This window comes from Pseudomonas cremoricolorata DSM 17059 = NBRC 16634 (genome assembly GCF_000425745.1).
Lineage (GTDB): Bacteria > Pseudomonadota > Gammaproteobacteria > Pseudomonadales > Pseudomonadaceae > Aquipseudomonas > Aquipseudomonas cremoricolorata.
This window is the reverse complement of the sequence record NZ_AUEA01000003.1, coordinates 220,193-246,846: the sequence shown is the minus strand read 5'-3', so window position 1 is coordinate 246,846 and position 26,654 is coordinate 220,193. Positions and strand designations below refer to the sequence as shown.

General features: G+C 65.3%; 21 protein-coding genes and 2 pseudogenes. 13 read left to right on the top strand and 10 right to left on the bottom strand.

The window, feature by feature from the left end; all coding sequences use genetic code 11:
* The first annotated feature begins 51 nt into the window (after positions 1–51).
* The 6 genes from H618_RS0105650 (at position 52) to H618_RS0105625 (ending at position 6,270) form a co-directional block, all read left to right on the top strand.
* Complete coding sequence (locus H618_RS0105650; protein WP_028694151.1) at positions 52–237, top strand: CbtB domain-containing protein; 186 nt, start codon at positions 52–54, stop codon at positions 235–237.
* Between the two features lie 10 nt (positions 238–247).
* Entirely contained in the window at positions 248–937 is a 690-nt protein-coding gene (locus tag H618_RS0105645; RefSeq protein WP_028694150.1) for a CbtA family protein, read from the top strand.
* The gene (locus H618_RS0105640) at positions 930–1,340 is read left to right on the top strand and encodes a cobalamin biosynthesis protein (RefSeq protein ID WP_028694149.1); all 411 of its coding nucleotides are present in this window, start codon (positions 930–932) and stop codon (positions 1,338–1,340) included. The genes H618_RS0105645 and H618_RS0105640 overlap by 8 nt, the downstream gene beginning before the upstream one ends.
* Before the next feature lie 33 nt (positions 1,341–1,373).
* On the top strand, positions 1,374–2,120 hold the full coding sequence (cobM, locus tag H618_RS0105635; RefSeq protein WP_028694148.1) for a precorrin-4 C(11)-methyltransferase: 747 nt from the start codon (positions 1,374–1,376) through the stop codon (positions 2,118–2,120).
* A gap of 271 nt (positions 2,121–2,391) precedes the next feature.
* Positions 2,392–3,006: a response regulator transcription factor gene (locus H618_RS0105630; RefSeq protein WP_028694147.1), complete on the top strand. Its 615-nt coding sequence runs from the start codon at positions 2,392–2,394 to the stop codon at positions 3,004–3,006.
* Positions 3,007–3,012: 6 nt separating this feature from the next.
* A complete protein-coding gene (locus H618_RS0105625; RefSeq protein ID WP_028694146.1) occupies positions 3,013–6,270 on the top strand; it encodes a transporter substrate-binding domain-containing protein in 3,258 nt (1,085 codons plus the stop codon).
* On the opposite strand, the pseudogene H618_RS23415 reads toward H618_RS0105625, so the two are convergent.
* The 3 genes and pseudogenes from H618_RS23415 to gntR form a co-directional block, all read right to left on the bottom strand.
* Positions 6,245–6,679: pseudogene (locus H618_RS23415) on the bottom strand (methyl-accepting chemotaxis protein); the annotation flags it as partial. The gene H618_RS0105625 and the pseudogene H618_RS23415 overlap by 26 nt on opposite strands.
* 102 nt (positions 6,680–6,781) lie before the next feature.
* Positions 6,782–7,534 (bottom strand): annotated as a pseudogene (locus H618_RS23410) (PAS domain-containing protein); the annotation flags it as partial.
* Between the two features lie 116 nt (positions 7,535–7,650).
* Positions 7,651–8,670, bottom strand: coding sequence for an HTH-type transcriptional regulator GntR (gene gntR / locus H618_RS0105615; protein ID WP_028694144.1), 1,020 nt, complete (start codon positions 8,668–8,670; stop codon positions 7,651–7,653).
* Between the two features lie 205 nt (positions 8,671–8,875).
* Between gntR and H618_RS0105610 the strand changes: the two genes are divergently transcribed.
* From H618_RS0105610 to H618_RS23110, 3 genes are all read left to right on the top strand, one after another.
* Entirely contained in the window at positions 8,876–9,415 is a 540-nt protein-coding gene (locus tag H618_RS0105610) for a gluconokinase (protein ID WP_028694143.1), read from the top strand.
* A gap of 118 nt (positions 9,416–9,533) precedes the next feature.
* Positions 9,534–10,886 (top strand): GntP family permease, encoded by a 1,353-nt coding sequence (locus H618_RS0105605; RefSeq protein WP_028694142.1) that lies wholly within the window; start codon positions 9,534–9,536, stop codon positions 10,884–10,886.
* 147 nt (positions 10,887–11,033) lie between these two features.
* Positions 11,034–11,336 carry a hypothetical protein gene (locus tag H618_RS23110; protein WP_050577216.1) on the top strand — a complete coding sequence of 101 codons (303 nt, stop codon included), beginning with the start codon at positions 11,034–11,036 and terminating at the stop codon, positions 11,334–11,336.
* Positions 11,337–11,353: 17 nt separating this feature from the next.
* On the opposite strand, the gene H618_RS0105595 is transcribed toward H618_RS23110, so the two are convergent.
* Positions 11,354–12,268, bottom strand: a complete 915-nt coding sequence (locus tag H618_RS0105595) for a site-specific integrase (protein WP_028694141.1) — start codon at positions 12,266–12,268, stop codon at positions 11,354–11,356.
* Between the two features lie 196 nt (positions 12,269–12,464).
* Here H618_RS0105595 and H618_RS0105590 point away from each other — a divergent pair, with 196 nt between their 5' ends.
* Both H618_RS0105590 and H618_RS0105585 read left to right on the top strand, forming a co-directional pair.
* On the top strand, positions 12,465–13,112 hold the full coding sequence (locus tag H618_RS0105590; RefSeq protein ID WP_028694140.1) for a DUF1345 domain-containing protein: 648 nt from the start codon (positions 12,465–12,467) through the stop codon (positions 13,110–13,112).
* Positions 13,113–13,344: 232 nt separating this feature from the next.
* A complete protein-coding gene (locus H618_RS0105585) occupies positions 13,345–13,605 on the top strand; it encodes a DUF1652 domain-containing protein (protein ID WP_028694139.1) in 261 nt (86 codons plus the stop codon).
* 12 nt (positions 13,606–13,617) lie between these two features.
* Here the strand turns inward: H618_RS0105585 and H618_RS0105580 are convergent, their stop codons facing one another.
* The 6 genes from H618_RS0105580 to H618_RS0105555 form a co-directional block, all read right to left on the bottom strand.
* Positions 13,618–15,120 (bottom strand): efflux transporter outer membrane subunit, encoded by a 1,503-nt coding sequence (locus tag H618_RS0105580; protein ID WP_028694138.1) that lies wholly within the window; start codon positions 15,118–15,120, stop codon positions 13,618–13,620.
* Positions 15,117–18,224, bottom strand: coding sequence for an efflux RND transporter permease subunit (locus H618_RS0105575; RefSeq protein ID WP_028694137.1), 3,108 nt, complete (start codon positions 18,222–18,224; stop codon positions 15,117–15,119). The genes H618_RS0105580 and H618_RS0105575 overlap by 4 nt, the downstream gene beginning before the upstream one ends.
* Positions 18,221–21,319, bottom strand: coding sequence for an MdtB/MuxB family multidrug efflux RND transporter permease subunit (locus H618_RS0105570; protein WP_028694136.1), 3,099 nt, complete (start codon positions 21,317–21,319; stop codon positions 18,221–18,223). Before H618_RS0105570 ends, H618_RS0105575 begins: the two co-directional genes overlap by 4 nt.
* Positions 21,316–22,569, bottom strand: a complete 1,254-nt coding sequence (locus H618_RS0105565) for an MdtA/MuxA family multidrug efflux RND transporter periplasmic adaptor subunit (RefSeq protein ID WP_028694135.1) — start codon at positions 22,567–22,569, stop codon at positions 21,316–21,318. Before H618_RS0105565 ends, H618_RS0105570 begins: the two co-directional genes overlap by 4 nt.
* A gap of 216 nt (positions 22,570–22,785) precedes the next feature.
* Positions 22,786–23,286, bottom strand: coding sequence for a thiol peroxidase (gene tpx / locus H618_RS0105560; protein ID WP_028694134.1), 501 nt, complete (start codon positions 23,284–23,286; stop codon positions 22,786–22,788).
* A gap of 151 nt (positions 23,287–23,437) precedes the next feature.
* The gene (locus tag H618_RS0105555; RefSeq protein ID WP_028694133.1) at positions 23,438–24,712 is read right to left on the bottom strand and encodes an aromatic amino acid transport family protein; all 1,275 of its coding nucleotides are present in this window, start codon (positions 24,710–24,712) and stop codon (positions 23,438–23,440) included.
* Positions 24,713–24,958: 246 nt separating this feature from the next.
* Here H618_RS0105555 and alkB point away from each other — a divergent pair, with 246 nt between their 5' ends.
* Positions 24,959–25,603 (top strand): DNA oxidative demethylase AlkB, encoded by a 645-nt coding sequence (gene alkB, locus H618_RS0105550; protein ID WP_028694132.1) that lies wholly within the window; start codon positions 24,959–24,961, stop codon positions 25,601–25,603.
* 82 nt (positions 25,604–25,685) lie between these two features.
* Positions 25,686–26,597, top strand: a complete 912-nt coding sequence (locus H618_RS0105545; protein ID WP_028694131.1) for a LysR family transcriptional regulator — start codon at positions 25,686–25,688, stop codon at positions 26,595–26,597.
* Positions 26,598–26,654 lie beyond the last annotated feature (57 nt).

The following is a 26,654-nucleotide window of genomic DNA, read 5'->3' as shown; positions in this document are numbered from 1 at the left end:
CGTGGCCTGCCTAATGAAAAGTCTGTCTTTCAGTCAGCAGAGGAACGCGTCATGCCCATCACCAGCGCCAAACCTACCCTGGTCACCCCCACCACCCTCAGCCAACGTCTGGCCGTTGCCATCGGCGCCAGCCTGCTGGGCCTGAGCCTGGTGTACTTCGCCGGCTTCTCGCACATCGAAGCGGTGCACAACGCCGCCCACGATACCCGCCACAGCGCCGCCTTCCCCTGCCACTGAGACCGCCGCCATGATCACTCGCATCGCCCGCACCGCCGGGTTCAGCGGCCTGCTCGCCGCCTTGCTGCTGACTGCGCTGCAAAGCCTGTGGATCAGCCCGCTGATTCTCCAGGCAGAGACCTTCGAGGTCGCCGAACCTGTGGCCGCGCAGCACGAGCACGCCGATGCCGGCGCCGCCCACGAGCACAGCGCCGAAGCCTGGGCCCCGGAAGATGGCTGGCAGCGCGTGCTGTCGACCACCGGCGGCAACCTGGTGGTCGCCGTGGGTTTCGCTCTGCTGCTGGCAGCGCTGTATAGCCTGCGCGAGCCGAACAGGGTCGCCACCGGTGCGCTATGGGGCCTGGCCGGCTTTGCCGTATTCTGCCTCGCGCCGACCTTGGGCCTGCCACCGGAGCTGCCGGGCACCGCTGCGGCTGATCTTGCCCAGCGACAAGGCTGGTGGATCGCCACCGCAGCGGCGACCGCAGCCGGCCTGGGCCTGATGGTGTTCGCCCGCTTGTGGCTGTTCAAGCTGCTCGGCGCGGCTTTGCTGGTGGCCCCGCATGTGATCGGCGCGCCACAGCCGGAGATGCATGCAAGCCTTGCCCCCGAGGCGCTGGAGACGCAGTTCAAACTCGCCTCGTGGCTGACCAACGCCGCCTTCTGGCTGGCCCTGGGGCTGCTCAGCGCCTGGTTGTTCCGGCGCGGCGCGCGTGCCTGAGGCGTCGCTCCAGCCTGCGCTGTATGCAGGCTTTGGTTGCCAAAGAGGCTGTTCGCTGCAGGCGCTGTCGACCCTCTTGCAGCACACCTTGGCTCAACACGGCCTGGCGGCGAGCTCGCTCCAGGCCATCGCCAGCATCGACCTCAAGGCCGATGAACCGGGCCTCGTGGCGCTGGCCGCGCAGCTGGGTATCCCGCTGCTGACCTTCGATGCCGCAACCTTGAACGGCGTCGTCGCCCAGCTCAGCCAACGCTCGGCCACCGCCTTCGCCCACAGCGGCTGCTGGGGCGTGGCCGAGAGCGCAGCGCTGGTGGCCGCCACGCGCGGCGAAGGCTCGGCGCGCCTGTGGGTCGAGCGACAAGTTGCAGGCAACGCTACCCTTGCGCTGGCCGGACGCGGATAATCGCGGCCTTTCGACCCGCAGCAAGGATCTTTCATGACGGTCTATTTCATCGGCGCCGGGCCTGGCGACCCCGAGTTGATCACGGTCAAGGGCCAGCGCCTGATCCGTCAGTGCCCGGTGATCATCTACGCAGGCTCGCTGGTGCCGGCGGCGGTGCTCGAAGGGCACCAGGCGCACAGCGTGCTCAACAGCGCCGAAATGCACCTCGAGCAAATCATCGCTGCCATGCACGAAGCCCATCAGCAAGGCCTTGACGTGGCCCGTGTACACAGTGGCGACCCAGGCCTGTATGGCGCCATCGGCGAGCAGATCGCCAGGCTGCGCCAGCTCGGCATCGCTTATCAGATCATCCCCGGCGTCACCGCCACCGCTGCCAGCGCCGCGCTGCTCGGCTGCGAGCTGACCCTGCCTGGGGTGGCGCAAACGGTCATCCTCACCCGCTATGGCGACAGCTCGCCGATGCCCGCGGGGGAACAATTGGCTGATCTGGCCCGGCACGGCTGCACCCTGGCGATTCACCTTGGGGTCAAGCATCTGCCGCAGATCGTCGCGCAGTTGCTGCCCCATTACGGCGCCCGGTGCCCGGTGGCGGTGGTGCACCGCGCCACCTGGCCAGATCAGGACTTCGTGCTTGGCACCCTCGATGACATCGTCAGCCTCACCAGCGCCAAGGGTTTTCGGCGCACTGCGCTGATTCTGGTCGGTCCGGTGCTGGGCGATGCGCCGTTCGCCGAGTCAGCGCTGTACCGCGCCAGTCACGCGCACCTGTACCGTCCCTGAGCCGCAGCGCTCGCGACCACCACCTGCCCGCGCAGACGCCGCGACGCCTTCTATCGTTTATGCGGCGTAGGAAGCGAGGCGTCGCCTAGACTGCAGTCATCACCTCTTCTTGTAGGAATTTTCGTCAGATCATCAGGGCTTTTTCAACACTTCCCTACCCGCCATTACTTAGCCGTCAGATTCGACGTATGGTGCGCGTCCTCTGCTGAGGCAGCGGCGTGTTCCTGGGTGATTTCAGGAAACGGACCACCTTTCCGACAGGAGTTTTCCCATGACAAGCGTACTGGTAGTCGATGACCACGCTGCCATTCGATTTGCCGTAAGCATGTTGCTCGAGAACCAGCATTTCGACCTGGTCGGCACGGCCAGCGACGGCATCCAGGCGGTCGAGATGGCCCGCAAGCTGCACCCGGACGTCGTCATTCTCGATATCGGCCTGCCTCGCCTGGATGGCATGGAAGTGATCAAGCGCCTGCAACTGCTCGAACCCGCGCCCAAGATCATGGTGCTCACCGGCCAGCCTTCCGACCTTTATGTGCGCCGCTGCCTGGACGCCGGCATTTCCGCCTTCGTCAACAAGGACGAAGACCTCGACTCGCTGATCTTCGCCCTCAAGGCCCTGATCAAGGGCTATTCCACTTTCCCGCAGATGGCCGTCAACAGCAGCTCGCTGGAAAGCGAGTCGGCGCGCCTGGCCAGCCTGTCGAACCGTGAAGTCGAAGTGCTGCGTCGCCTCACCCGCGGCGAAAGCAACAAGTTCATCGGGGAAAAGATGAACCTCAGTGCCAAGACCATCAGCACCTATCGCGGACGCATCATGGACAAGCTCAAGACCGAGTCGCTGGTGGAGATGGTCGACCTGGCCAAGCGCAATCAAGTGAACTGAGCGCCGATGAAGCGGATGCTGTCAGCCCTGCTGCTGACCGGGCTGATCGCCCTTCCCGTACAGGCCGAAGTCGACAGCCAGACGCGCCAGTTGCTGGCGCGTTCGCAGAGCGCGGCGCAACCCATGACGCTGAGCGATGTCGACCGTGCCTGGCTGCAGCAGCACGGCCCCCTGATTCTGGGCAGTTCGCAACCCGACTACCCCCCTTTCGAAATCAACACCAGCCTCAATGACTACGAAGGCCTGAGCGCCGATTATGCGGGGCTGCTGGCCGAACAGTTGGGCGTGCGGATCGAGGTGCGGCGGTTCGCGACGCGCCAGCACGCCATCGATGCGCTGCACGCTGGGCAGATCGACCTGCTGGGCAGCTCCAATGCCTTCGAAGCCGCCGACGCCGACCTGACCCTGAGCAGCGCCTACGCCGACGACTTGCCGGTGATCGTCGCAAGGCCCGGGCGCAGCCTGCGCAAGGACGATGACCTGTCCGGCCTGCGCCTGGCCACCGTCGACCACTACCTGCCCACGGCCATGGTGCGGCGCATGTACCCCAAGGCGCAGCTGACCCTGTACCGCTCGACACTGGCAGGCCTGGCGGCGGTAGCGCTGGGCCAGGCCGATGTCTACCTGGGCGATGCCATCAGCACCGACTACCTGATCGGCATGAGTTACCCCGGGCAACTGAAAACCGATCATTTCGTCAACGCGCCGGTCGGCGCCTTCGCCTTCGCCCTGCGCCGTGACGATCAGCGCCTGCGCAGCCTGGTCAACCAGGCGCTGGCGCGGGTGTTCAACAGCGAGCGGCTGAACATCCTGCGGCGCTGGACCAGTGGCAACACCAGCATTCTGCTGGAACGCCACCTCAGCGCCCTGACCGCCGAAGAACAGCGCTGGATCGACCAGCACCCCACCGTACGCGTGCTGGTGACCGACACCCTGGCGCCGTTGACCTTCAGCGATGCCAATCAGCAGCCGCGCGGCGCGACCCTGGATCTGCTGGAACAGATCGGCCTGCGCACCGGACTGCGCTTTCAGATCGTCCAGCGTGATTCAGTACAAGGCATGGTCGAGCAACTGGTACAAGGCGATGCCGAGATCATCGGCGCACTGGGCTATGGCAGCCAGCGCGCAGCGCGGTTGCGCTATACAAGGCCGTACCTGGTCAGCCCGCGGGTGCTGATCACCCGCACCGATGAACCGACCCCTGACCTGAACCAGATGCAACACCTGCGGGTTGCCTTGCTCACCGGTTCGCCGCTGCGCGAAACCTTGCAGCAGCGCTATGGCGCGATCGAGGTGGTGGAGGTACCCAACCCCTTGCGCATGATGGAAGCGGTGGCAAACGGCCAGGCCGATGTGGCGTTCAGTTCGCAGGTCAACGCCACCTACTACATCACCCACGTGTTCAAGAACGTGCTGAAGATCGCCTCGGTCATCGACGAGGAACCGGCAGTAGCGGCATTCGGCGTCGCCCCGCAATTGCCACTGCTGCAACACATCCTCGACAAGGCGCTGATGAGCATCCCTCCCGATGAACTGGAGCAGTTGATCAACCGTTGGCGCACCAATGCCGTGGTCAGTGACAGCCCATGGCGCAACTACCGCAGCCTGGTGCTGCAAGTGCTGGTGTTTTCCGCACTGCTGCTGGCCGGGGTAGTGTTCTGGAACACCTACCTGCGCAAGCTGATCAACCAGCGCACCGAGGCGCAGCAGGCCTTGCAGGCACAATTGACGCTAAGCCGCAGCCTGCTCGAGCAGTTGCGCCAGGCGAAGAACGATGCCGAGCAGGCCAGCCAGGCTAAAAGCACCTTCCTGGCGACCATGAGCCATGAAATCCGCACGCCTATGAACGCGGTCATCGGGCTGCTGGAGCTGGCCCTGGAAGACAGCCGCCGCGGCCACTGCGACAGCGTCTCACTCAAGACCGCCCACGACTCGGCGATCGGCCTGCTGGAGCTGATCGGCGACATTCTCGACATTTCCCGAGTCGAAGCCGGACACCTGACCTTGCACCCGGTGCCAACGGAGCTGTGCGAACTGGTCAGCGCCACCGCCCGGGTTTTCGAGGGCAACGCACGGGTCAAGGGTCTGTCGCTGCACGTGCAGCTGCCTCAGGCGCCGGTGTGGGTCATGGTCGATGCGCTGCGCTTGCGCCAAGTGCTGTCGAACCTGCTGAGCAACGCCATCAAGTTCACCGAGCAGGGCAAGGTCGCGGTATCGCTCGAGCTCAAGCCCTTGGACAGTCGACTGCTGGCGTACCTGCAGGTGCAGGACAGCGGTGAGGGCATCAGCGCCGCCGACCAGTCACGCTTGTTCAGCGCCTTCGGCCAGCTCGACAGCGCCAGGGTCAGGCAGGGTGCAGGCCTGGGGCTGATCATCAGCCGCACTCTGAGCGAGCTGATGGGTGGCAGCCTTGAACTGCAAAGCGTCAGGGGCGTTGGGACCCGGGTGCTTGTGCAGTTGCCTCTGGAGGCCGCGCAGCCGGTGGCCGTGGTCGCCGCGCCAACTGGCGAGGAATCGCTCGATGCGGCTGAGCTGCGCATTCTGGTGGTCGATGATTACCCGGCCAACCTGCTGCTGCTCGACAAGCAACTGACTACACTCGGCCACCGCGTGGTGCTGGCCGAGAACGGCCAGGCGGCGCTGGCGCTATGGCAACCTGGGGCGTTCGACGTGGTGCTCACCGATTGCAGCATGCCGCTGCTCGATGGCCATGCACTGACCCGAGAGATCCGCCAGCGCGAACGCCAGAGCGACGGCCCGCCGTGCCGGATCATCGGCATCACCGCCAACGCCCAGATCGAGGAGCGCGAACGCTGCCTGCACAGCGGCATGGACGATTGCCTGTTCAAGCCGGTGGGCCTGCAGACGCTCAAGGCGCACCTGCCTGGCAGCACCCTGCCCGCCGCCCCCCAAGCGGCCAGCGGCTTCGATCTGAACAACCTGCTGCACCTGACCCAGGGCGATGAAAAACTGGTCCGGCGCCTGCTCGAGCAACTGGCCCAGAGCAATGCCGAAGACCTGCAAGCACTGCACGCCCTGGGCGATGAGCCGAGCCTGACCGGGCTGCGCGAACTGGCCCATCGCATCAAGGGCGGGGCCAAGATGCTCAAGGTGCCGCAAGTGGTGGCCAACTGCGAGGCGCTGGAGCTGGCCTGCGCGCAAGACCTGCCCACCGCCCCGCCCCTGCGCGCCCTTGAAGCCAGCCTGCGCACCCTGGCCTGTGAACTGCAGTCGGGGCTCAGTGCAGCTGCAACGTCGAGCTGATCTGGCTGATGGCATCCACTACGTGGCGCGAGCCCTGCTGAATTTCCTGAATCACCGTGCCGGCCTGGTTGGCCAGGGCCACGCCCCGCCCGGTGCGGCTCAGGCTCGACTGCATGCTGGCAACCGCAGTCAATGACAGATCATGGTTCTGCCTGACCACATCGACGATTTCCAGCGTGGCCTTGCTGGTACGTGCGGCCAGGTTGCGTACCTCCTCGGCGACCACGGCAAATCCTCGCCCATGCTCACCGGCCCGCGCCGCCTCGATGGCGGCATTGAGCGCCAGCAGGTTGGTCTGGTCGGCGATGCTGCGGATGGTCAGGACGATCTGCCCGATCAGCTCCGACTGCCGATTCACCGCATCCAGGCTGCGTGCGGCCTGGTTGAGCTCGGTAGAAATCTCTTCGATGACCGCCACCGTCTGCTGCACCACCTCGGTGCCCTTGCGCGCGCTGGCGTCGGTCTGCACCGAACTGGCGTGGGCGGCGTCGGCGGCGGTCTGCTGGGTGCTGACCTGCGCGGTGATATCGCTGGCCACCTTGACCACTTTGCACAGGCGGCCCTGGCTGTCGAAGATCGGGTTGTACGACGCCTCCAGGTAGACGACACGTCCGCGCTTGTCGACTCGTTCGAAGCGGTGGGAATGGTATTCACCGCGATTGAGCGACGCCCAGAACTCGCGGTACTGCGGCGACTCACGCTCTTCGCGGCGGCAGAACATGCCGTGGTGCTGGCCGACGATTTCGTCGAGCTCATAGCCCATGGTGCGCAGGAAATTGTCGTTGGCGGTCAGCACGTGCCCGTGCGGAGTGAACTCGATCACCGCCATGGCCCGGCCGATGGCCTGCAGCAGGTAGTGCTGCTCGTGGGTCTGCAGGACCCGTTCGGTCACGTCGCTGGCGATCTGGATGACCCGCGTGACCCGCTGCTGCTCATCGCGCACCGGCAAGTAGCTGGCCTCCAGCCAGCGTTCCCGGCCCGCCTGATCGTGGTGGATGAAGGTGCCGCAGCGCGGCGTGCCCTGGGCCAGGTCATGCCAGAGCTGCCGGTAGTCGAGGCTGTCGGCATAGGCCTGGCTGCACAGTAGCCGATGATGCTGACCACGCAGCGTGTCGGCGGCATAACCCAACATGGCGCAAAAACCGTCGTTGGCTTCAAGGATGGTGCCGTCGGCTGTCAGTTCGAGCATTGCCAGCGACTGGCTGATCGCCGCAAGTTTCGCCTCACTCCCTGCCAGCGCGTCACGGCACCGCTGGATTTCCATCAGATCGGACTTGCGACGGTAATCGAACATGACCCCGGCCTCCCTTATGCGCGGTGTGCTGAGCATAGATGCCCGCTTGGGCCTTACAAGCACCTGGCCAGTACGCTCGTCGGATCTCAGGAGCTCTCGCGCACCATCAGTTCGAAACCCAGGTCCTGCTGACTGACGGCCACCCGTTTGCCGTCCAGTTGCGTCAGCAAGGCCTGCGCCGCGGCGCGCCCGACGGCGGCGCGGGGGGTGCGAATCGAGGTCAGCCGCGGCACCATGTGCGCCGAGCCGGGCAGGTCGTTGAAACCGACCATCGCCACCCGTTCAGGCACCGCGATACCCTGGCGCAGCGCTTGCAGCACCGCACCCTGGGCCAGGTCGTCATTGCAGAAGAAGATGCCGTCGACGTCATCGGCCTGCGCCAGCAGTTGGCTGAATAATGCGCCGCCCAGGGCGATGGAGGACGGTTCAGGCGCCAGCAGTTCGAGTTCCGGGGCACTCAGGCCGGCCTCGGCCAGGCCCTGGCGAAAGCCTTCGGCGCGCTGCATGACGCGGCGGTCGAGCTGAGCGGCGATGAACGCCAGGCGACGGCGACCGCGGCCGAGCAGATGCCTGGCGGCGGCGCGGCCTGCCTCGAACTGCGAGAAGCCCACCGACAGGGCATCGGCCGACCCACCCAGTTCCATCATGTGCACGCACGGTACGCCGCTGGCGGCGAGCATCTGCAACGAGGCCTCGCTGCGCTCGAAGCCGGTCAGCAGCATGCCGCAGGGCTGATAGGCCAGGTAATTGCGGATCAGGTTCTCTTCTTCGGCGGCATCGTAGTGGTAATTGCCGATCAGCACTTCCAGCCCGCGCGGGCGCATCACCTCATGGATCGCTTCCAGGGTGTCGATGAACAGGTGGTTGGACAACGAGGGAATCAACACCACCACCGAGTGACTGCGCGCCGAGGCCAGCGCGCGTGCCGCGGGGTTAGCGATATAGCCCAGGGTGGCGGCTGCCGCGCGGACCTTCTCGACCAGCTCCGGCGCCACGGTGCTGACGCCGCGCAGCGCCCGCGAAGCAGTGATCGGTGAAACCCCGGAAAGCTTGGCCACTTCGGCCAGGGTGGGACGACCGGTAGTGCGAGAACCTGTGCGAGTCATGGCGTTGTAATTTTACTACTTGCATGGATGGGGAACGGCCACTAAGGTAGCGCTGTCTCAGGGCCTAGGCAATGCATCCTCGCTGGTCGGCATTGCTCGAGCGCCCCACTGCGTTCACCACAAGACCAATAAAACCCGGGAAGTAGCGCCAGCCTGCCTTGTATCTGGATCAAGACAGCGCTATCTCGCCCCGCAGGAGGTACTGATGAATCCTTCCCTGTCCGCCATCGTGGTCATGGGCGTCGCTGGTTGCGGCAAAAGCTGCATCGGCTCGGCCATCGCCGGGAAAAGCGGCGGCCGCCTGATCGAAGGCGATGCCTTTCACCCTGCCGAAAACATCCGCAAGATGAGCGCTGGCATCGCCCTGGACGATGCCGACCGAGCCGGCTGGCTGGTGCGCCTGGGCGAGGAGCTGCAAGCGGCCATCGCCGCCGGCGAGCGGCCGATCCTCACCTGCTCGGCGCTCAAGCGCCGCTATCGCGAAACCCTGCGCCAGGCCGTGCCGGGCCTGACCTTCGTGTTCCTCCAGCTGACCCCCGCCGAAGCCGAGCGGCGTGTGCTGGCGCGGCCCGGACACTTCATGCCGGCCAGCCTGATCGCCAGCCAGTTCGCCGCGCTCGAGTCGCCAGAGGGCGAAGCCCTGACCCTGACCCTCGATGCCACCCGGCCAATCGCCACGCTGGCCGAGCAGGTCGATGCCTGGTTAAAGCGCCCAGGTGAGTCGGGACTGGCCCGAAGCGCCTGAAGGGCGCTGCCCCGGCTCACCCAAGACAGCGCTGTCTTAGGCAGCGCGGGTACGCGTCCTGGCCTGGCCACGACGCATCGCTCAACACAGAACAACGATAATACCGAGGCATACTTCCATGTTCGGACTGGCTACTGACACCTTCCTGCTGCTCGACGCTCTGGTCACCATCATCGGCCTGATCGTGCTGATCACCCATTTCAAGGTCCACCCCTTCGTCGCCCTGACCCTGGCCGCCGGTTTTCTCGGCCTGACCTCGGGCATGCCCGTGGCCAAGGTGATGAAGTCGTTCCAGGACGGCTTCGGCGGCGTGCTGGGCTTTGTCGGCATCGTCCTGGCGCTGGGCACCATGCTCGGCAAGCTGATGGCCGATTCCGGCGGTGCCGATCAGATCGCGCAGACGCTGATCCGCGCCTTCGGCAAGCGCAACGTGCACTGGGCGATGATGTTCTCTGCCTTCCTGGTGGGCATTCCGCTGTTCTTCGAAATCGGCTTCGTGCTGCTGATTCCCCTGGTATTCATCGTCGCCCGGCGCACCGGCGTGTCGCTGGTGAAGATCGGCATCCCGCTGCTGGCCGGGCTGTCGGTGGTGCACGGCCTGGTGCCGCCGCATCCGGGGCCGCTGCTGGCGATCGGAATCTTCAACGCCGACATTGGCCGCACCATCTTCTACGGCCTGTTGGTAGCGCTGCCCACCGCGGTGATCGCAGGGCCGCTGTTCGGCACCTTCATCGCCCGCTACATCCCCGGCACGCCATCGCAAGAACTGATGGACCAGATCGCCCGCGAGTCGCAGACCCGCGAGCTACCCAGCTTCGGCATCACCCTGCTGACCGTGCTGCTGCCGGTGGCGCTGATGCTGCTCAAGACTTTCGCTGACGTGGTGCTGCCGGCCGAACACATCGTGCGCCAGTGGCTGGACCTGATCGGCCACCCGATCACTGCCCTGCTCGCTGCCCTGCTGCTGGCCTTCTACACCTTTGGCTCGGCGCGCGGCTTCAGCCGCCAGCAGATCATGAAGATGCTCGACCAGAGCCTGGCGCCCACCGCAGCCATCGTGCTGATCGTCGGTGCCGGCGGCGGCTTCAAGCAGATGCTGGTCGACACCGGTGTGGGTAACGTCATCGGCCAGATGGCGGTGCAGGCCGAGATTTCGCCCATTCTGCTGGCCTGGCTGGTGGCCGCGGTGATTCGTATCGCCACCGGTTCAGCGACCGTCGCCACCATCACCGGCGCCGGCATCGTGGCCCCAGTGGTTGAACTGGTGCCGGGCATCAACCGTGAACTGCTGGTGCTGGCCACCGGCGCTGGTTCGCTGATTCTGTCTCACGTCAACGACGCAGGGTTCTGGCTGGTCAAGCAGTATTTCAACATGACCGTGGCTGAAACCCTGAAAACCTGGACGCTGATGGAAACCCTGCTGTCGGTGGTGGGCATCATCTTCATCATGGCGCTGTCGCTGGTGGTGTGACCGTTGATCGGCAAGGCCGCACCTTTGCCCCAGGCCGTTGGCCCAAGGCAGTAGAGGCGGCCGGGCCCCGTTCAGCAGATCCGTCCACATCCGGCGCTGCTGAACGGGGCTCGGTCGTCTCCTACCCTTCGCAAAGGAGCCTGCCCGATGAAACGTTCACTGCTGTTAGCCGCCCTGCTCGTCTCGCCGCTGGCCCTGGCCGCCGGCACCGGAACCACCTTTCCAGACGATCCACACAACCCGGCGCCTGCCCCAGGCGTGGACAGCACCCTCAACCCCATCGAAAAGCCCATGCCGCGCGATACCGATCCGCGCTTGCCAGGCGACGATCAGCGCCTGCCGGGGGAAACCCAGCGTACGCCGGCCAACCCGGGCGATGATCCGAGCCTGCCGGGTTCCGGCAGCACGGCGCCGATGACCCCGGCAACCCCCTCGACCACCAAGCCCTGAGCGGCTCGCGGCGCAGGTCAGTAGTCGAAACGCTCGACTGCCCTGCGCCGTTCGTTGTCGTCGCGTCGATCGTAGCTGGCGGTGGTCTGAATGTTGGCGTGATGCGCCAGCTTCTGCGCGATGGACAAGTCGTGTTCTTCGATCACCCGGGTAATGAACGCGCGGCGAAAATCATGCGGCATGATCTTCACCCCAACCTGAGTGCCGCGCTGGCGAGCAATGTAGTAGATCGCATGCTTGGTGATGCGCGCCCGGGTGATGTGGTTGCCACGGCGGATGCGGTTGAACAGGAACTCATCGTCAGCCTCACCCACCGGTAGCTGGTCGCGGCGCAGATCGAGCCAGGCCTGAAGCTTCTCGAACGCCCAGGGCGGCGCGTATTTGAGCAGTTGGCGATTGCCCTTGCCACGCACCTGTAGGCTGCGCTCGGCGAAACTCACCTGCGACAGATCGATATCCACCGATTCGGACTTGCGCATGCCGGTGCCATACAGCAGCGCGATGATCGCCGCGTCGCGTACGCCCTGCGGTCGCGGGTCGGCGGCACACACTTCCATCAGCTCACGAATCAGACTGCGGCGCAGGTTGCGCCCAGGCGGCAGGCGAGTGCCGTTGTCGGCCTTGACCTCACGGATGCGTAGAAGATGCTCATGGTCGATCAGGCCCTGGCGCCAGGCTTCGTTCATCACCCCACGAATGGCGTTGACGTACAGCGATGAGGAGTTGGGCGCGTAGCCGTCGCTACGCAGGGCTGCGACCAGGCCGATCAGGTGGCCTGGTTGCAGGTGGTGCCAGGGCACGTCGGTGATGGCGTGGTCGTCGAAGCCAAGGCGGTCGGCAGCATCCTGCAGCACGTAGCGCATGGTCTGCTGGCTGGACGGCGCCAGCCGCGCCAGGTACTGCAGCAGAGGGTTATGCAGGAGGTCGGTCACGGTGTACATCCTGTTGCGGGGCCCTGTGCCGACAGTGCGGCAGGGGCCGTGGAGCGAAGCGCTGAAGCAGGCGCTGCGGCGCAGCACGAAAGCGGGTAGCGCCGGATGGTAACCGATTTGCACGGCAGCTTCGAACGCCGCGGACTTTGCGCGATGGGCCGTGGTCTAGAGTCAGGTATCGATGGAGACCCGCGCAATGGCCCTGTACCGCCTCACTCACTCCCATCCGCGCCTGAGCCTGGCGACCTTGGTCGGCCTGGTAGGCGCCTGGCTGATTCCGGCGGACGACGCCGTGCAACGGGTGCTGGCCGGCTGGAACCTGGGGGTCTGGTTGTACCTGGCGCTGGTGCTGTGGCTGACCTGCCGCTCAGGGCCGGACACCGTGCGCAAGGTCGCCCGCATCGAGGACGAAAACGCAGCGCTGGTGTTGTTCACGGTCAGCGTGGCGGCCATCGCCAGCCTGGCGGCGGTGACTTTGCAGTTGATCTCGAGCAAGGGCCTGCACGGTTCGGCACTGCTGCTGCACTACCTGTACACCGGCCTCACGGTAGCCGGCTCGTGGCTGTTGATCGGCACCATCTTCAGCCTGCACTACGCCCGGCTGTTCTATACCCACCACGGCAAGGACTTGCCGCTGCGCTTCGCCGACGGCGAGCGCTGCCCGGACTACTGGGACTTCCACTACTTCTCTTTCACCATCAGCGTGGCGGTGCAGACCTCCGACATCGGCGTGGCCGGGCGGCCCATGCGCCGGGTGGTGCTGGGCCACTCGCTGGTGGGTTTCGTATTCAACACGGCGATTCTGGGCTTCACCATCAACATCGCCGCTGGTCTGTTGAACTGACCGTTGGTCTGATAACAGCCTTGGGCGCAGGGCTCGCCTTCGCTGCGCCTGAGGCTCTGGCATCCGCCTCTGCGGCGCGCTCTGGGCCACTGCACAAGTGTGAACGAGGTCACGCCGTCATGATGCCGTCATCAGCCTGCGGGAACCTCTTGCCATTCGACTGCTATGGTAATGATTCCCACCACCGGGCGGGTTGCCCATGACCTTGTTCAGGATGAACACGGAGGCTGGCATGAACACGATGACGTTTCCCAATGCGTGTCAGGTAATGCGCTGGCATTTCCACCCTTTAGGTTTCGAAGCCAGCATGGATGCTCCGCGCAGCATGATCGCGCGCCTGTTCGACCGCGCCAGCGGCGAGACCGTCATGGCGATCGCCGGCATTCCCTGCGCCGCGATCATGGCGCCGGCGCAGGTCGAGCGCATCATCGAAGCGGTGGAGGCGGAAATGGACGCCTTCGTCCCCTTCTGCGCACTGCGCTACGCCGGCTGAGCCAGGCCTACCTCAACGCGGCTCCAGCGCCTGGCGGTCGGCATCGGCCTGGGTCTGATCCCAGCCGCCGCCCAGCGCTGCGATCAACTGCACACTGGCAATCAACCGCCCTTGCAGCAGGTTGAGCACACTGCGCTCGTTGCTGAGCGCCGTGGCCTGCACGTTGACCACATCCAGGTAACCGATAAGGCCCGCCTTGTACTGGTTTTCCGTCAGGCGCAGCGATTGTCTGGCGGCATCCAGGGCCTGCTGGCGAACTACGGCTTCGTCGCCGTACACCCGTAACTGAACCAGGTAGTTTTCCACCTCGCGAAAGCCATCGAGCACGGTTTGCCGGTATTGCGCGGCGGTCTGGTCGTACACCGCCTCCGTGCGGTCGACCTCGGCGCTGCGCCGTCCGGCGTCGAACAGGGTCATGGCCAGCGACGGGCCGACCGACCAGAAACGGTTGGGCAGCTCGATCCAGCGGCTGTAGCTGCTGCTGGAATAGCCACCGCTCATGCTCAGGCTCAGATCCGGGAAGTACGCCGCGCGGGCCACGCCGATGTTGGCGTTGGCGGCCATGACCCGGCGTTCGGCGGCGGCGATGTCGGGGCGCCGCTCAAGCAGCTGCGAGGGCAACTGCATGGGCACGCTCGGCAGCGCCGGAATTGCCGTGCTGGGCGCCAGGGCGAAGTCCGCCGGCGCACGGCCCAACAGCACGGCAATGGCATTTTCATACTGCGCACGCTGCCAGGCCAGGTCGATCAGGTCGGCTTCGGTGCTGTGCAACTGCGTGCGCGCCTGGGCCACTGCATCGGGCCCGGAAATACCGGCGCGGTACTGGTTTTCGGTCATGCGCAACGAGCGCTGGTAGGCCGCCACCGTGGCCTCGAGCAGGCGCTTCTGCGCATCGATGACGCGCAGTTGCAGGTAGTTCTGCACCAGCTCCGATTGCAGGCTCAGGCGAATCGAGGCCAGCTCGGCGATGCTCGCCTCGGCGCTGGCCTGGTTGGCGTTGAGGGTCTCGCGCAGCTTGCCCCACAGGTCGAGCTCCCAGCTCACGCCCAGCTGTGCGTTGTAGGTGTTGCGGATGCCGCTGCTGTTGTTCGACAGGCTCGAGCTGCTGCTGCCGGTGCCCTGGGATGAGCGGGTCTTGCCGACGCTCAGATCCAGGCTCGGAAACAGCGCGCCGCGGCTGCTGCGCACCAGTGCCGTGGCCTGACGGTACTGCGCTTCGTACTGGGCCACGGTCTGGTTGCTGCGGTTGAGGGTGTCGACCAGCTGGTTGAGCTGGGCGTCGTCGTACAGCTCCCACCAGTGCCCGCGCTGAACGTGGTCGGCCGGACGCGCCTGGGTCCAGCCTTCGGCGTGCTTGAACTGCAGCGGCGTGGCCAGCACCGGGCGCTGGTAGTCGGGGCTCAGGCTACAGGCGCTGAGCAGGACCACGCACAGCCCGGCGCCGAGCACGCGCGAGCCGCGGCCGTCACCCAGGCGCTTGAGCAGGCGATGAAGTGGAGTGGTGGCGAAGGTCATAGCGGGGTTTCCAGAGCAGCGTCGGTGCGCACACCGCGCCAACGGTTGAATCGATGGCGCAGGCGGTCGAGGGCGAGGTACACCACCGGCGTCGTGTACAGGGTCAGGACCTGGCTGAAGACCAGGCCGCCGATGATGGTCAGGCCTAGCGGCTGGCGCATTTCCGCGCCCTCGGCGGTGCTCAGCAGCAACGGCAAGGCGCCGAGCATCGCCGCCAGGGTGGTCATCAGGATCGGCCGCAGGCGCAGCAGGCAGGCACGGCGGATCGACTCTTCCGGCGACAACCCTTCGTGGCGCTCGAATTGCAGCGCCAGGTCGATCATCAGGATGGCGTTCTTCTTCACCACGCCGATCAGCAGGAACAGCCCCAGCAACGAGATCAGGCTGAATTCGCCGCCGGTCAGGTACAGCGCCAGCAACGCGCCGACCCCTGCCGACGGCAAGGTCGAGAGGATGGTCAGCGGATGAATGTAGCTCTCGTAGAGCACGCCCAGCACCAGGTACACCAGCAGCAGCGCGCCGAGAATCATGAACGGCTGGCCTTCCTGGGTCTTGGCGAAGGCATCGGCGGTGCCGCCGAGCTTGGCGATCACCGACTCGGGCAGGCCCAGCTTGGCCACCGCCCGCTCCACCGCCGCCAGGGCCTGGTCGGGGCTGTAGCCTTCGGCGACATCGAAGGCGATGTCTTCTGAGGCGAACTGGTCTTCGTGGCTGACGCGGTCGTTGGCCAGGGTGTTCTCGTAGTGGGCGATGGTCGACAGCGGCACCCGCGCGCCCTCGGCGGTGATCACCTGCACCTGCTCGAGGGTGCTGGGGTCCCAGGCGTAGCGTGGGTTGATCTCCAGCACCACCTGGTACTGGTTGAGGGCGTCATAGATGGTCGAGATCTGCCGCTGGCTGTAGGCGTTGTTGAGCACCGTGGTGATCATGTCCATGTCGATGCCCAGGCGCTTGGCCTGGTCGCGGTCGACCACCAGTGTCACCTGCTGGGTGCCGGCGCCGTCACGGGCGTCGATGGCGGTCAGCTCGGGCAGCGCACGCAGCGCCGCGGTGACTTTCGGGAACCACTCGCGCAGCGCTACGAGGTCGCCGCTTTGCAGGGTGTAGAGGTATTGCGACGAGCTCTGGTCGCGCCCGCCACCGCCCAGTTGCAGGTCCTGGTCGGCCATCAGGTACAGGCGCCCGCCGGGCACCTTGGGCAGCTCTTTGCGCAAGCGTTCGATGACCTTCTGCGCATCGACCTTGCGCTCGGCGATCGGTTTCAAGCGCACCAGCACCATGGCGTTGTTGGTGCCGCTGTTACCGCCTATGAAGCCGGCCACGCTCTGCACTGCAGGGTCGGCCAGCAACGCTCGGCGATAGGCTTCCATCTTCGGCTGCATGACCGTGAACGACAGCCCGTCGTCCCCGCGAATGAAGCCCATCAACTGGCCAGTGTCCTGCTGCGGCATCAGTGTTTTTGGCACGATCACGTACAAACCGACGTTGAGCACGATGGTCGCCAGCAGGCTGAGCAGGGTCAGTTTCGGATGGCGCAGCACCCAGCCCAGGCTACGGTCGTAGCCGGCGACCATGCGCGCATGCTGGCGGTCGCTCCAGCGTTGCAGGCGGTTGCGCTGCGCCTCGTGGGGCTTGAGCCAGCGTGCGCAGAGCATCGGCGTGAGGGTCAGCGATACCAGCAGCGAGACCAGAATGGCTGCGGCCAAGGTGACCGAGAACTCCATGAACAGCCCACGCACGATACCGCCCATGAACAGGATCGAGACGAACACCGCCACCAGCGAGACGTTCATCGAGAGCAAGGTGAAGCCGACCTCCTTGGCCCCTAGGAAGGCCGCCTGCAACGGCTTTTCGCCGTTCTCGATGTGGCGGGAAATGTTCTCCAGCACCACGATGGCGTCATCCACCACCAGCCCGGTGGCCAGGATCAGCGCCATCAGCGACAGGTTGTTCAGCGAAAAACCGCACAGGTACATCACTGCGAAAGTACCGACCAGTGACACCGGCACTGCCAGGCTTGGAATCAACGAAGCGCGCAGGTTGCCGAGGAACAGGTAGACCACCAGAATCACCAGCGCCACGGCGATCAGCAAGGTGTGCTCGGCTTCCTGCAAGGTGGCCTTGATCACCGGCGAGCGGTCCATGGCAACGTTCAGTTGCACACTGGCCGGCAACAGCGATTGCAATGCCGGCAATTGCTGCTTGATCTGCTCGACGGTCTCGATGATGTTGGCGCCGGTCTGCCGGTTGACCACCAGCAGCACCGCCGCACGGTCGTTGAAGAAGCCACTGTTGTAGCGGTTCTCGACCCCGTCGCTGACCGTGGCGACATCGGACAGGCGCAGAATCGCCCCGTCCTTCTGGCGAATCACCAGCGATTCATAATCCTTGGCCATGCCCAACTGGTCGTTGGCCCGCACCTGCCAGTTGCGCTCGGCATCCTCGACAAAACCCATGGGCCGGCGCTGGTTGGCGTTGGATACCGCAGTGCGTACCTCATCCAGCGCCAGGCCGTACTGGTTGAGCAATTGCGGCTCAAGGGTGATGCGCACCGCCGGCAGCGAGCTGCCGCCGATCTGCACTTCGCCAACGCCGCTGACCTGGGCCAGGCTCTGCGACAGGATGGTGTCGGCCAAGTCGTACAACTGGCCCTTCTGCAACACGTCTGACGTCAGCGACAGCACCATGATCGGCGCCTGCGACGGGTTGATCTTCTTGTAGGTGGGCATGCTGCGCATACCGCTGGGCAGCAGGTTGCGCGCCGCGTTGATGGCCGCCTGCACCTCGCGGGCGGCGGCGTTGATGTCGCGGCCCTGGTCGAAACCGATGATCACCCGGGTCGAGCCCTGGTTGGAGTTGCTGGTGAGCGTATCGACCCCGGCGATGCTCCCCAGCTTGCGCTCCAGCGGCGTGGCGACGGTGGCGGCCATCACCTCGGGGCTGGCCCCGGGCAGGTTGGCCTGCACCACGATCACCGGAAAATCCAACTGCGGCAGCGGCGAAACCGGCAACAGGCCGAAGCTGACGCCGCCCAGCAGCATGATCGCCAGGCTCAGCAGCAGCGTCGCCACCGGGCGACGAATGAACGGCGCCGACAGGTTCATGCCTGCGCCTGCTGCGCCGCCGCGCGTCGCCGCCAGCGCTGCGCCAGGCGGTCGAAGTACAGGTAGATCACCGGCGTGGTGAACAGCGTCAGCACCTGGCTGACCAGCAGCCCGCCGACCATCACCAGGCCCAGCGGTTGGCGCAGCTCGGCGCCCGAGCCACTGGCGAGCATCAGCGGTATGGCACCGAACAGCGCCGCCAGGGTGGTCATCAGAATCGGCCGAAAGCGCAGAAGCGCGGCCTGGTAGATCGCCTCACGCGGGGCCATGCCTTGATTGCGTTCGGCCTCCAGGGCGAAGTCGATCATCATGATCGCGTTCTTCTTGACGATGCCGATCAGCAGAATGATGCCGATGATGGCGATCATACCCAGATCATTGCCACTGATCAGCAGCGCGAGCAAGGCGCCCACCGCAGCCGATGGCAGGGTCGAGAGAATCGTCACCGGGTGGATGTAGCTCTCGTAGAGCACGCCCAGCACGATGTACATGGTCACCAGGGCGGCCAGAATCAGCAGCAAGGTGCTCGACAGCGAGGCCTGGAACGCCTCGGCGGCGCCCTGGAAGCGGGTCTGCACCCCAATCGGCAGGCCGATTTGCTGCTCGACTTCGCCGATCACCTTGACCGCCTCGCCCAGCGACACGCCGTCGGCGAGGTTGAACGACATCATCACCGCCGGGAATTGGCCGATGTGGGAAATCGCCAGCGCCGCCTGGCGCTGCTCGACCTGGGCCAGCGCGGAAAGGCGCACTTGCCCGCCATCGGCCGCCTTGACGTGAATCGAGTCGAGCGCCTGCAGGCCGCCGCTGCTGGCATTCTGGGCCTGCAACACCACGCGGTACTGGCTGGCCTGGGTGTAGATGGTGGAAATCTGCCGCTGACCGAAGGCGTCATACAGCGCGCTGGTGATCTGCGCGGCGGTGATGCCCAGGCGGCTGGCCTTGTCGCGGTCGATGTTGAGGTACACCTGCAAGCCCTGGTCTTGCAGGTCGCTGGCGACGTCGGTGAGTTCGGCGCGCTGTTGCAGGGCCTGGACCAGCTTGCCGCTCCACTGCGCGAGCATCTCGGCATCGGGTGACGACAGACTGAACTGGTACTGGGTGCGGCTGACCCGGTCCTCGATGGACAGGTCTTGCACCGGCTGCATGTACAGGCGAATGCCCACCAGTTTGTCGAGCTGCGGTTGCAGGCGGTTGATGACCTCCACCGCCGTTTCGTCGCGCGCGGCATGGGGCTTGAGGTTGATCAGCAGGCGGCCGCTGTTGAGCGTGGCGTTGTCGCCGTCCACGCCAATGTAGGACGACAGGCTCTGTACCGCCGGGTCTTTCAGGATCAGCCGGCTCAGCGCCTGCTGGCGTTCGCTCATGGCGGCGAACGAGGTGGCCTGGGGCGCTTCGGAGATGCCCTGGATGACCCCGGTGTCCTGCACCGGGAAGAAGCCCTTGGGCACCATCAGGTACAGCACCACGGTGAGCACCAGGCTGCCGATGGCCACCAGCAGGGTCAGCGGCTGGTGACGCAGCACCCAGGTCAGGGCGCTGGAGTAGCGTGCGATCAGCCAGTCGATCCACGCCCCGCTGGCGCGGTAGAAGCGCCCCTGCTCGTGCTCCTTGGGCTCGGGCTTGAGCAGCCGCGCGCACATCATCGGCGTCAAGGTCAGCGACACCACCAGGGAAATCAGAATCGCCACCGCCAGGGTAATGGCGAACTCACGGAACAGACGCCCGACCACATCGGCCATGAACAGCAGCGGAATCAATACGGCGATCAGCGACAGGGTCAGCGAAATCAGAGTGAAGCCGATCTGCCGAGCGCCCTTGAGCGCTGCCTGCAGCGGCGTCTCGCCCTCCTCCAGATGCCGCGAGATGTTTTCCAGCATGACGATGGCGTCGTCGACCACAAAGCCTGTGGCGATGGTCAGCGCCATCAGCGTGAGGTTGTTGATCGAGAAACCGGCCAGGTACATCACGCCGAAGGTGCCGATCAGCGACAGCGGCACGGCAATCGAGGGGATGATCGTGGCGCTGACCCGGCGCAGGAACACGAAGGTGACCATCACCACCAGCACGATGGCGATCAACAGCTCGTGCTGCACATCGGTGACCGCCGCGCGGATGGTCTGGGTGCGGTCGGTGAGTACGCTGACATCCAGCCCGGCCGGCAGGTTGTCGGTGATCGACGGCAGCATCGCCTTGATACGGTCGACCACCTCGATGACGTTGGCCCCTGGCTGGCGCTGGATGTTCAGCAGCACTGCCTGATTCTCGTTGGCCCAGGCGGCGAGACGTTCGTTTTCCGCGCCGTCGACGATTTCGGCGACGTCCTTCAGGCGCAGCGGCGCGCCGTTCTTGTAGGTGAGGATGAGGTTGGCGTATTCCTCGGGCGAGCGCAGCTGGTCGTTGGCATCGAGCATCGACACCCGGGTCGGGCCGTCGAAGTTGCCCTTGGGCTGGTTGACGTTGGAGGCACCGACCAGGGTGCGTACATCTTCAAGATTCAGCCCGGCCGCGGCCAGGGCTTCGACATTGACCTTGATGCGCACCGCCTGGCGCTGGCCGCCGGCGATGCTGACCATGCCCACACCGCTGATCTGGGCGATTTTCTGCGCCACGCGGGTGTCGACCAGGTCGTTGAGTTTGGGCAGTGGCAGGGTCTTGGAGGAAATCGCCAGGGTCAGCACCGGGGTGTCGGCCGGGTTGACCTTGTTGTACACCGGCGGCGCCGGCAGGTCGCTGGGCAACAGGTTGCTGGCGGCGTTGATGGCGGCCTGCACCTGCTGCTCTGCGACGTCCATGTTGACGTCGAGGCTAAAGCGCAGGGTCAGCACCGAGGCCCCGCCCGAGCTGGTCGAGGCCATCTGGGTGAGGCCCGGCATCTGCCCGAACTGACGCTCCAGGGGCGCGGTGACGGCGCTGGTCATGACCTGCGGGCTGGCCCCGGGGTACAGGGTCATGACGCGGATGGTCGGGTAATCGACCTGCGGCAGGGCCGACACCGGCAACAGCTTGTAGGCGATCAACCCGGCGAGGACGATCGCCAGCATGCTCAGCGTGGTGGCGACCGGCCGCAGGATGAACAGGCGCGAGAGGTTCATGCACCCGCCTTCGCTGCATCGGCCGGCTGCGCCGCGCTGTCGCTGTCCTTGCCTTGCAGTTGCTGGCCTGGACCTGCAGGCACTTGCGAGCTGTCTTCGACCACTTCGACCACGGTGCCTTCACGCAGGCGGTCGGTGCCTTCGAGCACCAGGCGGTCGCCTGCCGCCAGGCCGTCTAGGATCACGCTCTGCTCGCCATCGCTGGGGCCGACCTTGAGCGGGCGCACGCTGATCTTGCTGTCGGCATTGACCACGTAGGCGAAGGTGCCGTCGGTGCCGAACTGAATGGCCGCAGCCGGGGCCACCACCACCTGCTTGAGGGTGTCGGCGAGCAGGCGGACGTTGACGAACTGGTTAGGGAACAGCGCCTGGTCACGGTTTTCGAAGCGCGCCTTGAACTTCAGGGTGCCGGTGCTGGTGTCGATCTGGTTATCGGGGCTGGCCAGTACGCCGGTGGCTTGCTGCTTGGTTTCGGCGCGGTCCCAGGCCTCGACCGGCAGGCTGGCGCCGCTGCGGTAGCGCTCGAGCACCGTGCTCAGTTCGGTTTCCGGCAGGGTGAAGGCGACGTTGATCGGCTGGGTCTGGGTGATCACGGCGATGGCCGCGGTGTCATTGGCCGCCACCAGGTTGCCCAGATCGAGCTGACGCAGGCCGACGCGGCCGCTGATGGGGGCGCGGATCTGGGTGAATTCAAGGTTCAGGCGAGCATCGCTGACCGCGGCCTGATTGGTCTTGATCAGGCCCTGGAATTGCGCGAGCTGCGCTTCGGCGGTGTCGAGGGTCTGCTTGGCGATGCTGTCTTCCTGGTACAGGCCTTTATAGCGGGCGACATCGACCTGGGCATTTTTCAGTTGTGCCTGGTTCTGCGCCAGCGTGCCTTCGGCCTGCTGCAAGGCGATGCGGTAGCTGCGCGGGTCGATTTCCGCAAGCAGATCACCGGCCTTGACCTGCTGGCCTTCCTGGAAGTGGATCTTCACCAGCTCGCCCGAGACGCGACTGCGCACGTTCACCGTGTTAGTGGCAGTGACCGTGCCCAGGGCCTTGTAATACAGCGGGAAGTCTTCCTTGCGCGCAGGTTCGACACGCACAGGCACAGCCTCGGCCGAGCCGCCGAAGCCTGGCCGGCCCCCGGCTTTTGGCGCCTTGTCCGCCTCGGCAGGCCACAGCCACCAGGCCAGCACGGCCACCAGTAGCAGGATCAGCAGGCCGATAAGCCAGCGACGAGGGGAGCGGGAGACGGGAGCTTGCATGGGTTGAACAGACCTTGTTCGAGAGACGGCGGTGTCGGGAGGTGTGAACGATAAGCATTGCGAGGGGTTTAGCAAAGGCCCTTTACAGCGCCTTTACCCACGCCAGACGCAATCGGCGCTGGGCACTTTAAATGAAAACGGCCTGGAATGGCTTCCAGGCCGTCTTGGTGTGCTACCTGATGTGTCGGCAAACCCTGGGGGCCTGCCCTGCCCGGCTTACTTCAGGACAGCCAGCGCCGCGTCGTAGTTCGGCTCGCTGCCGACTTCGGCGACCAGTTCGCTGTGCAGCACTTTATCGTGCTCATCGAGCACCACTACCGCGCGCGCAGCCAGGCCGGCCAGCGGACCCTCGGCAATGGCGACGCCGTAGTTTTGCAGGAACTCGGCGCCACGCAGGGTCGAGAGGTTCTTGACGTTGTCCAGACCTTCGGCACCGCAGAAACGCGCCTGGGCGAACGGCAGGTCGGCGGACACGCAAAGAATCACGGTGTTGGCCACGTCGTTGGCCTGGGCGTTGAACTTGCGTACCGAGGTGGCGCAGGTCGGGGTATCGACGCTTGGGAAGATGTTCAGCACTTTGCGCTTGCCGGCGAAATCGGCCAGCGAAACGTCCGCCAGACCTTCACCGACCAGCTTGAACGCAGGTGCCTGGGCACCGACCTGAGGCAGTTCGCCGTTGACCTGGACCGGGTTGCCTTTGAGGGTGACTTGAGCCATGGAACGGGTTCCTTTTGCACAGTTGAAGAGGACGAGGAGTTAAGCATGAAGCCGGACGAGTGCCTATGGGGCAGGGGTGAAATTGTTGCGCCGGATCGAGCCGCGAAAATCTTCACGTCGTGAAGATTTTCGCCCGACTCCAACCCAGCCCTCAGCTCACCAACCCATACACCACCGAGGTCAACGCCACCAGACCCACCAGGGTGACGAACACATTGGACATCGCCCCGCTGTACTTGCGCATCGACGGCACGCTGCGGATCGCGTACATCGGCATGAGGAACAGCAGCACGGCGATGATCGGCCCGCCGAACGATTCGATCATGCTCAGGATGCTTGGGTTGAGGGTGGCGACGATCCAGCACACCACCAGCATCAGGCCGGCGACCACGCGGTCGAGGGTCTTCTCGCCGCTACGCACGCCAGCCTTGGTCAGCATGCCCTTGAGGCCCTCGCTGGCGCCGATGTAGTGGCCCAGGAACGACTTGGCGATGGCGACGAAGGCGATTAGCGGCGCGACGAAGCGAATGATCGGGTTTTCCAGGTGGTTGGCCAGGTACGACAGAATCGACAGGTTCTGCGCCTTGGCTTCGGCCAGCTGCGCGGTGTCGAGGGTCAGCACGCAGCTGAAGACGAAGAACAGCACCATCGCCACCATCAGCAGGTGCGCGCGCATCAGCACCTGGCCGCTGCGCTCGTCGGCGTGCTCGCCATAGCGGCGCTTCTGGTCGACGGCGAAGGCCGAGATGATCGGCGAATGGTTGAACGAGAACACCATCACCGGAATCGCCAGCCACACGGTGTGCAGGAAGGCCGAGCCGCTCGGCACCTGGTGCGCGGTTTCCAGGATGCCGCCGGTCCAGTGAGGAATCAGGTACAGGCCCAGCAGCGCCAGGGCGACGATGAAGGGATAGACCAGCAGGCTCATGACCTTGACCGTGGCCGCTTCACCGCAGCGCACGATGGCCAGCAGGCCCAGAATCAGCACGAAGGCCAGCAGTGCGCGGGGCGGCGCCTGCATGTGCAACTGGTGCTCCATCACGCTGGCGACGGTGTTGGTCAGCGCCACGCTGTAGATCAGCAGGATGGGGAAGATGGCGAAGAAATACAGCACGGTGATGACAGCGCCTGCGGTGAGGCCGAAATGCTCCTCGACCACCTTGGTGATGTCACCGCTGCGCCCCGAGAGCACGAAGCGGGTCAGGCCACGGTGGGCGAAGTAGGTCATCGGCAGCGCCAGCAGCGACAGGATCAGCAGCGGCCAAAAACCACCGAGACCGGCATTGATGGGTAGAAACAGGGTGCCGGCACCGATGGCGGTGCCGAACAGGCCGAGCATCCAGGTGGTGTCTTGACGGGACCAACTGGCCAGCTCTGTAGGGGTCGATTGGTATTGTTGTTCAACGCTTGGGGCCTGCTCATTCATTCCGGGTGCAACTCCACTCGCAAGACTGCAACAGGCTGAGCATGGCGAAACACGGGGGTCGCGCCAGCCCAACCGAAAAAGAGGGGCGCGATTGTGCACCCATTGAGGGCGCTTGCGAAGCCCTCTCCGAGCAGCGGTTGCACCTTTAGCCACCGGTCGCGCCAAGCCCCAGCGGGCCGCTCAGGTATAGGGCCACGCGATACGCCGGGTTACACTGGCGACCCTTTCAGCCGTCATCATCCGACCATGATCCAGTCCGATCTCGACCTGTTCGGCGGCCAGACCCAGCGCCTGGCGAGCCACACCGTGCTGCTGCCGGGCCTGGTTCTGGAGCGCGTCGAGAGCCTGCTCGACGTCCTGCGCCCGGTGCTGCGCGCCGCGCCATTTCGGCACATGAGCACCCCAGGCGGCCAGGCCATTGGCGTGCCCGTGAGCAATTGCGGAACGCTTGGCTGGATCAGCGACGCGCGTGGCTACCGCTACACCGAGCACGACCCGCTGACCGGCGCGCCCTGGCCGGCGTTGCCAGCGCTGCTGGTGGAAGTGGCCGCGCAAGCGGCCCTGGCGGCAGGCTTCGAGAACTTCCTGGCCGACACCTGCCTGATCAACCACTACCTGCCCGGCACCCGGCTGTCGCTGCATCAGGATCGCAATGAGCGCGACTTCAGCCAGCCCATCGTGTCGATTTCCCTGGGCCTGCCGGCCGTATTCCTGCTCGGCGGCCACGCGCGCAACGAGGCCACCCAGCGGGTGCCGCTGAACCATGGCGATGTGCTGGTGTGGGGCGGCGATGACCGCCTGCGGTTCCATGGCGTGCTGCCGATCAAGCCAGGCGAGCACCCGCGCATGGGCGCCCGGCGCATCAACCTGACCTTGCGCAAGGCGCGCTGAACGGCGCGAACTGTGACAACTGGCGCGCGCGCCATTATGCTGCGCAGGTATGTCCCCCCTCGCCACTATGTGAGCGCCGAATATGAAAATCGATGACATGGACGCCTTCGTGGCGGTCATCCGCTGCCAGTCGACCAATCTTGCCGCCGAAGCGCTGCAACTGACCCAGCCGGCCATTACCCGGCGCGTGCAGAACTTCGAGGAAGACCTCGGTGCCACCCTCCTCGACCGCCACACCAAGCCGCTCAAGCCGACGCCGATGGGCGTGCGCGTGTTCGAGCAGTGCAAGGCGATCCTGCGCGAGATCGACGCCTTGCACGAACTGGTGGCCAATGACGGGGCGCCGTCGGGCACCTTGCGTCTGGGCGTGCCGCAGACTCTGGGCGATGTGCTGCTGCTCGATGCCCTCGGGCAGTTGCGCGAGCGTTATCCGGCGTTGCGCACCCAGGTCACCAGCGGCTGGGGCAGCAGCCTGATCGCAAGCATGGAAAACGCCGAACTGGACGCCGCCGCAGCACTGTTCCCGGCCGGCAAGATCTTCCCCGAAGGCATTGCCAGCCAGTCGCTGATGCGCATGCCGCTGCGGGTGGTCGCCGCCAAGGGCAGCGCGCTTAAACGCAGCTACAAGCTCAAGGACTGCTACAGCCAGGGCTGGGTTCTGAATCCCGACGGCTGCGGCTTTCGCGCCGGTTTGCAACGCGCCCTGAGCGAACAGGGGCTGAGCCTTGCGATCAACCTGGAAACCTTCGGCACCGACCTGCAGCTGGGCCTGGTCGCCAACGGGCAAGGCCTGGGCCTGGTACCCGAACCGTTGCTGCAAGCCAGCCGCCACCGCGATCAGCTGGACGTGCTGCAGGTCAGTGACTTCAAGCCGCAGGTCGACCTGTGGCTGTTCCATCCGCGCTATCTGGGCAACCTGCAAGAACCGGTGGAGCTGTTCGGCAGCATTGCCGGGCGCTTGCTCGACGGCGCTGCGGCCAGCCCGACTAAATAAAAGTTTTGCATTAACAAACTTGTATTTGATTCTATAAACAAATAATTAGCTTAGAAG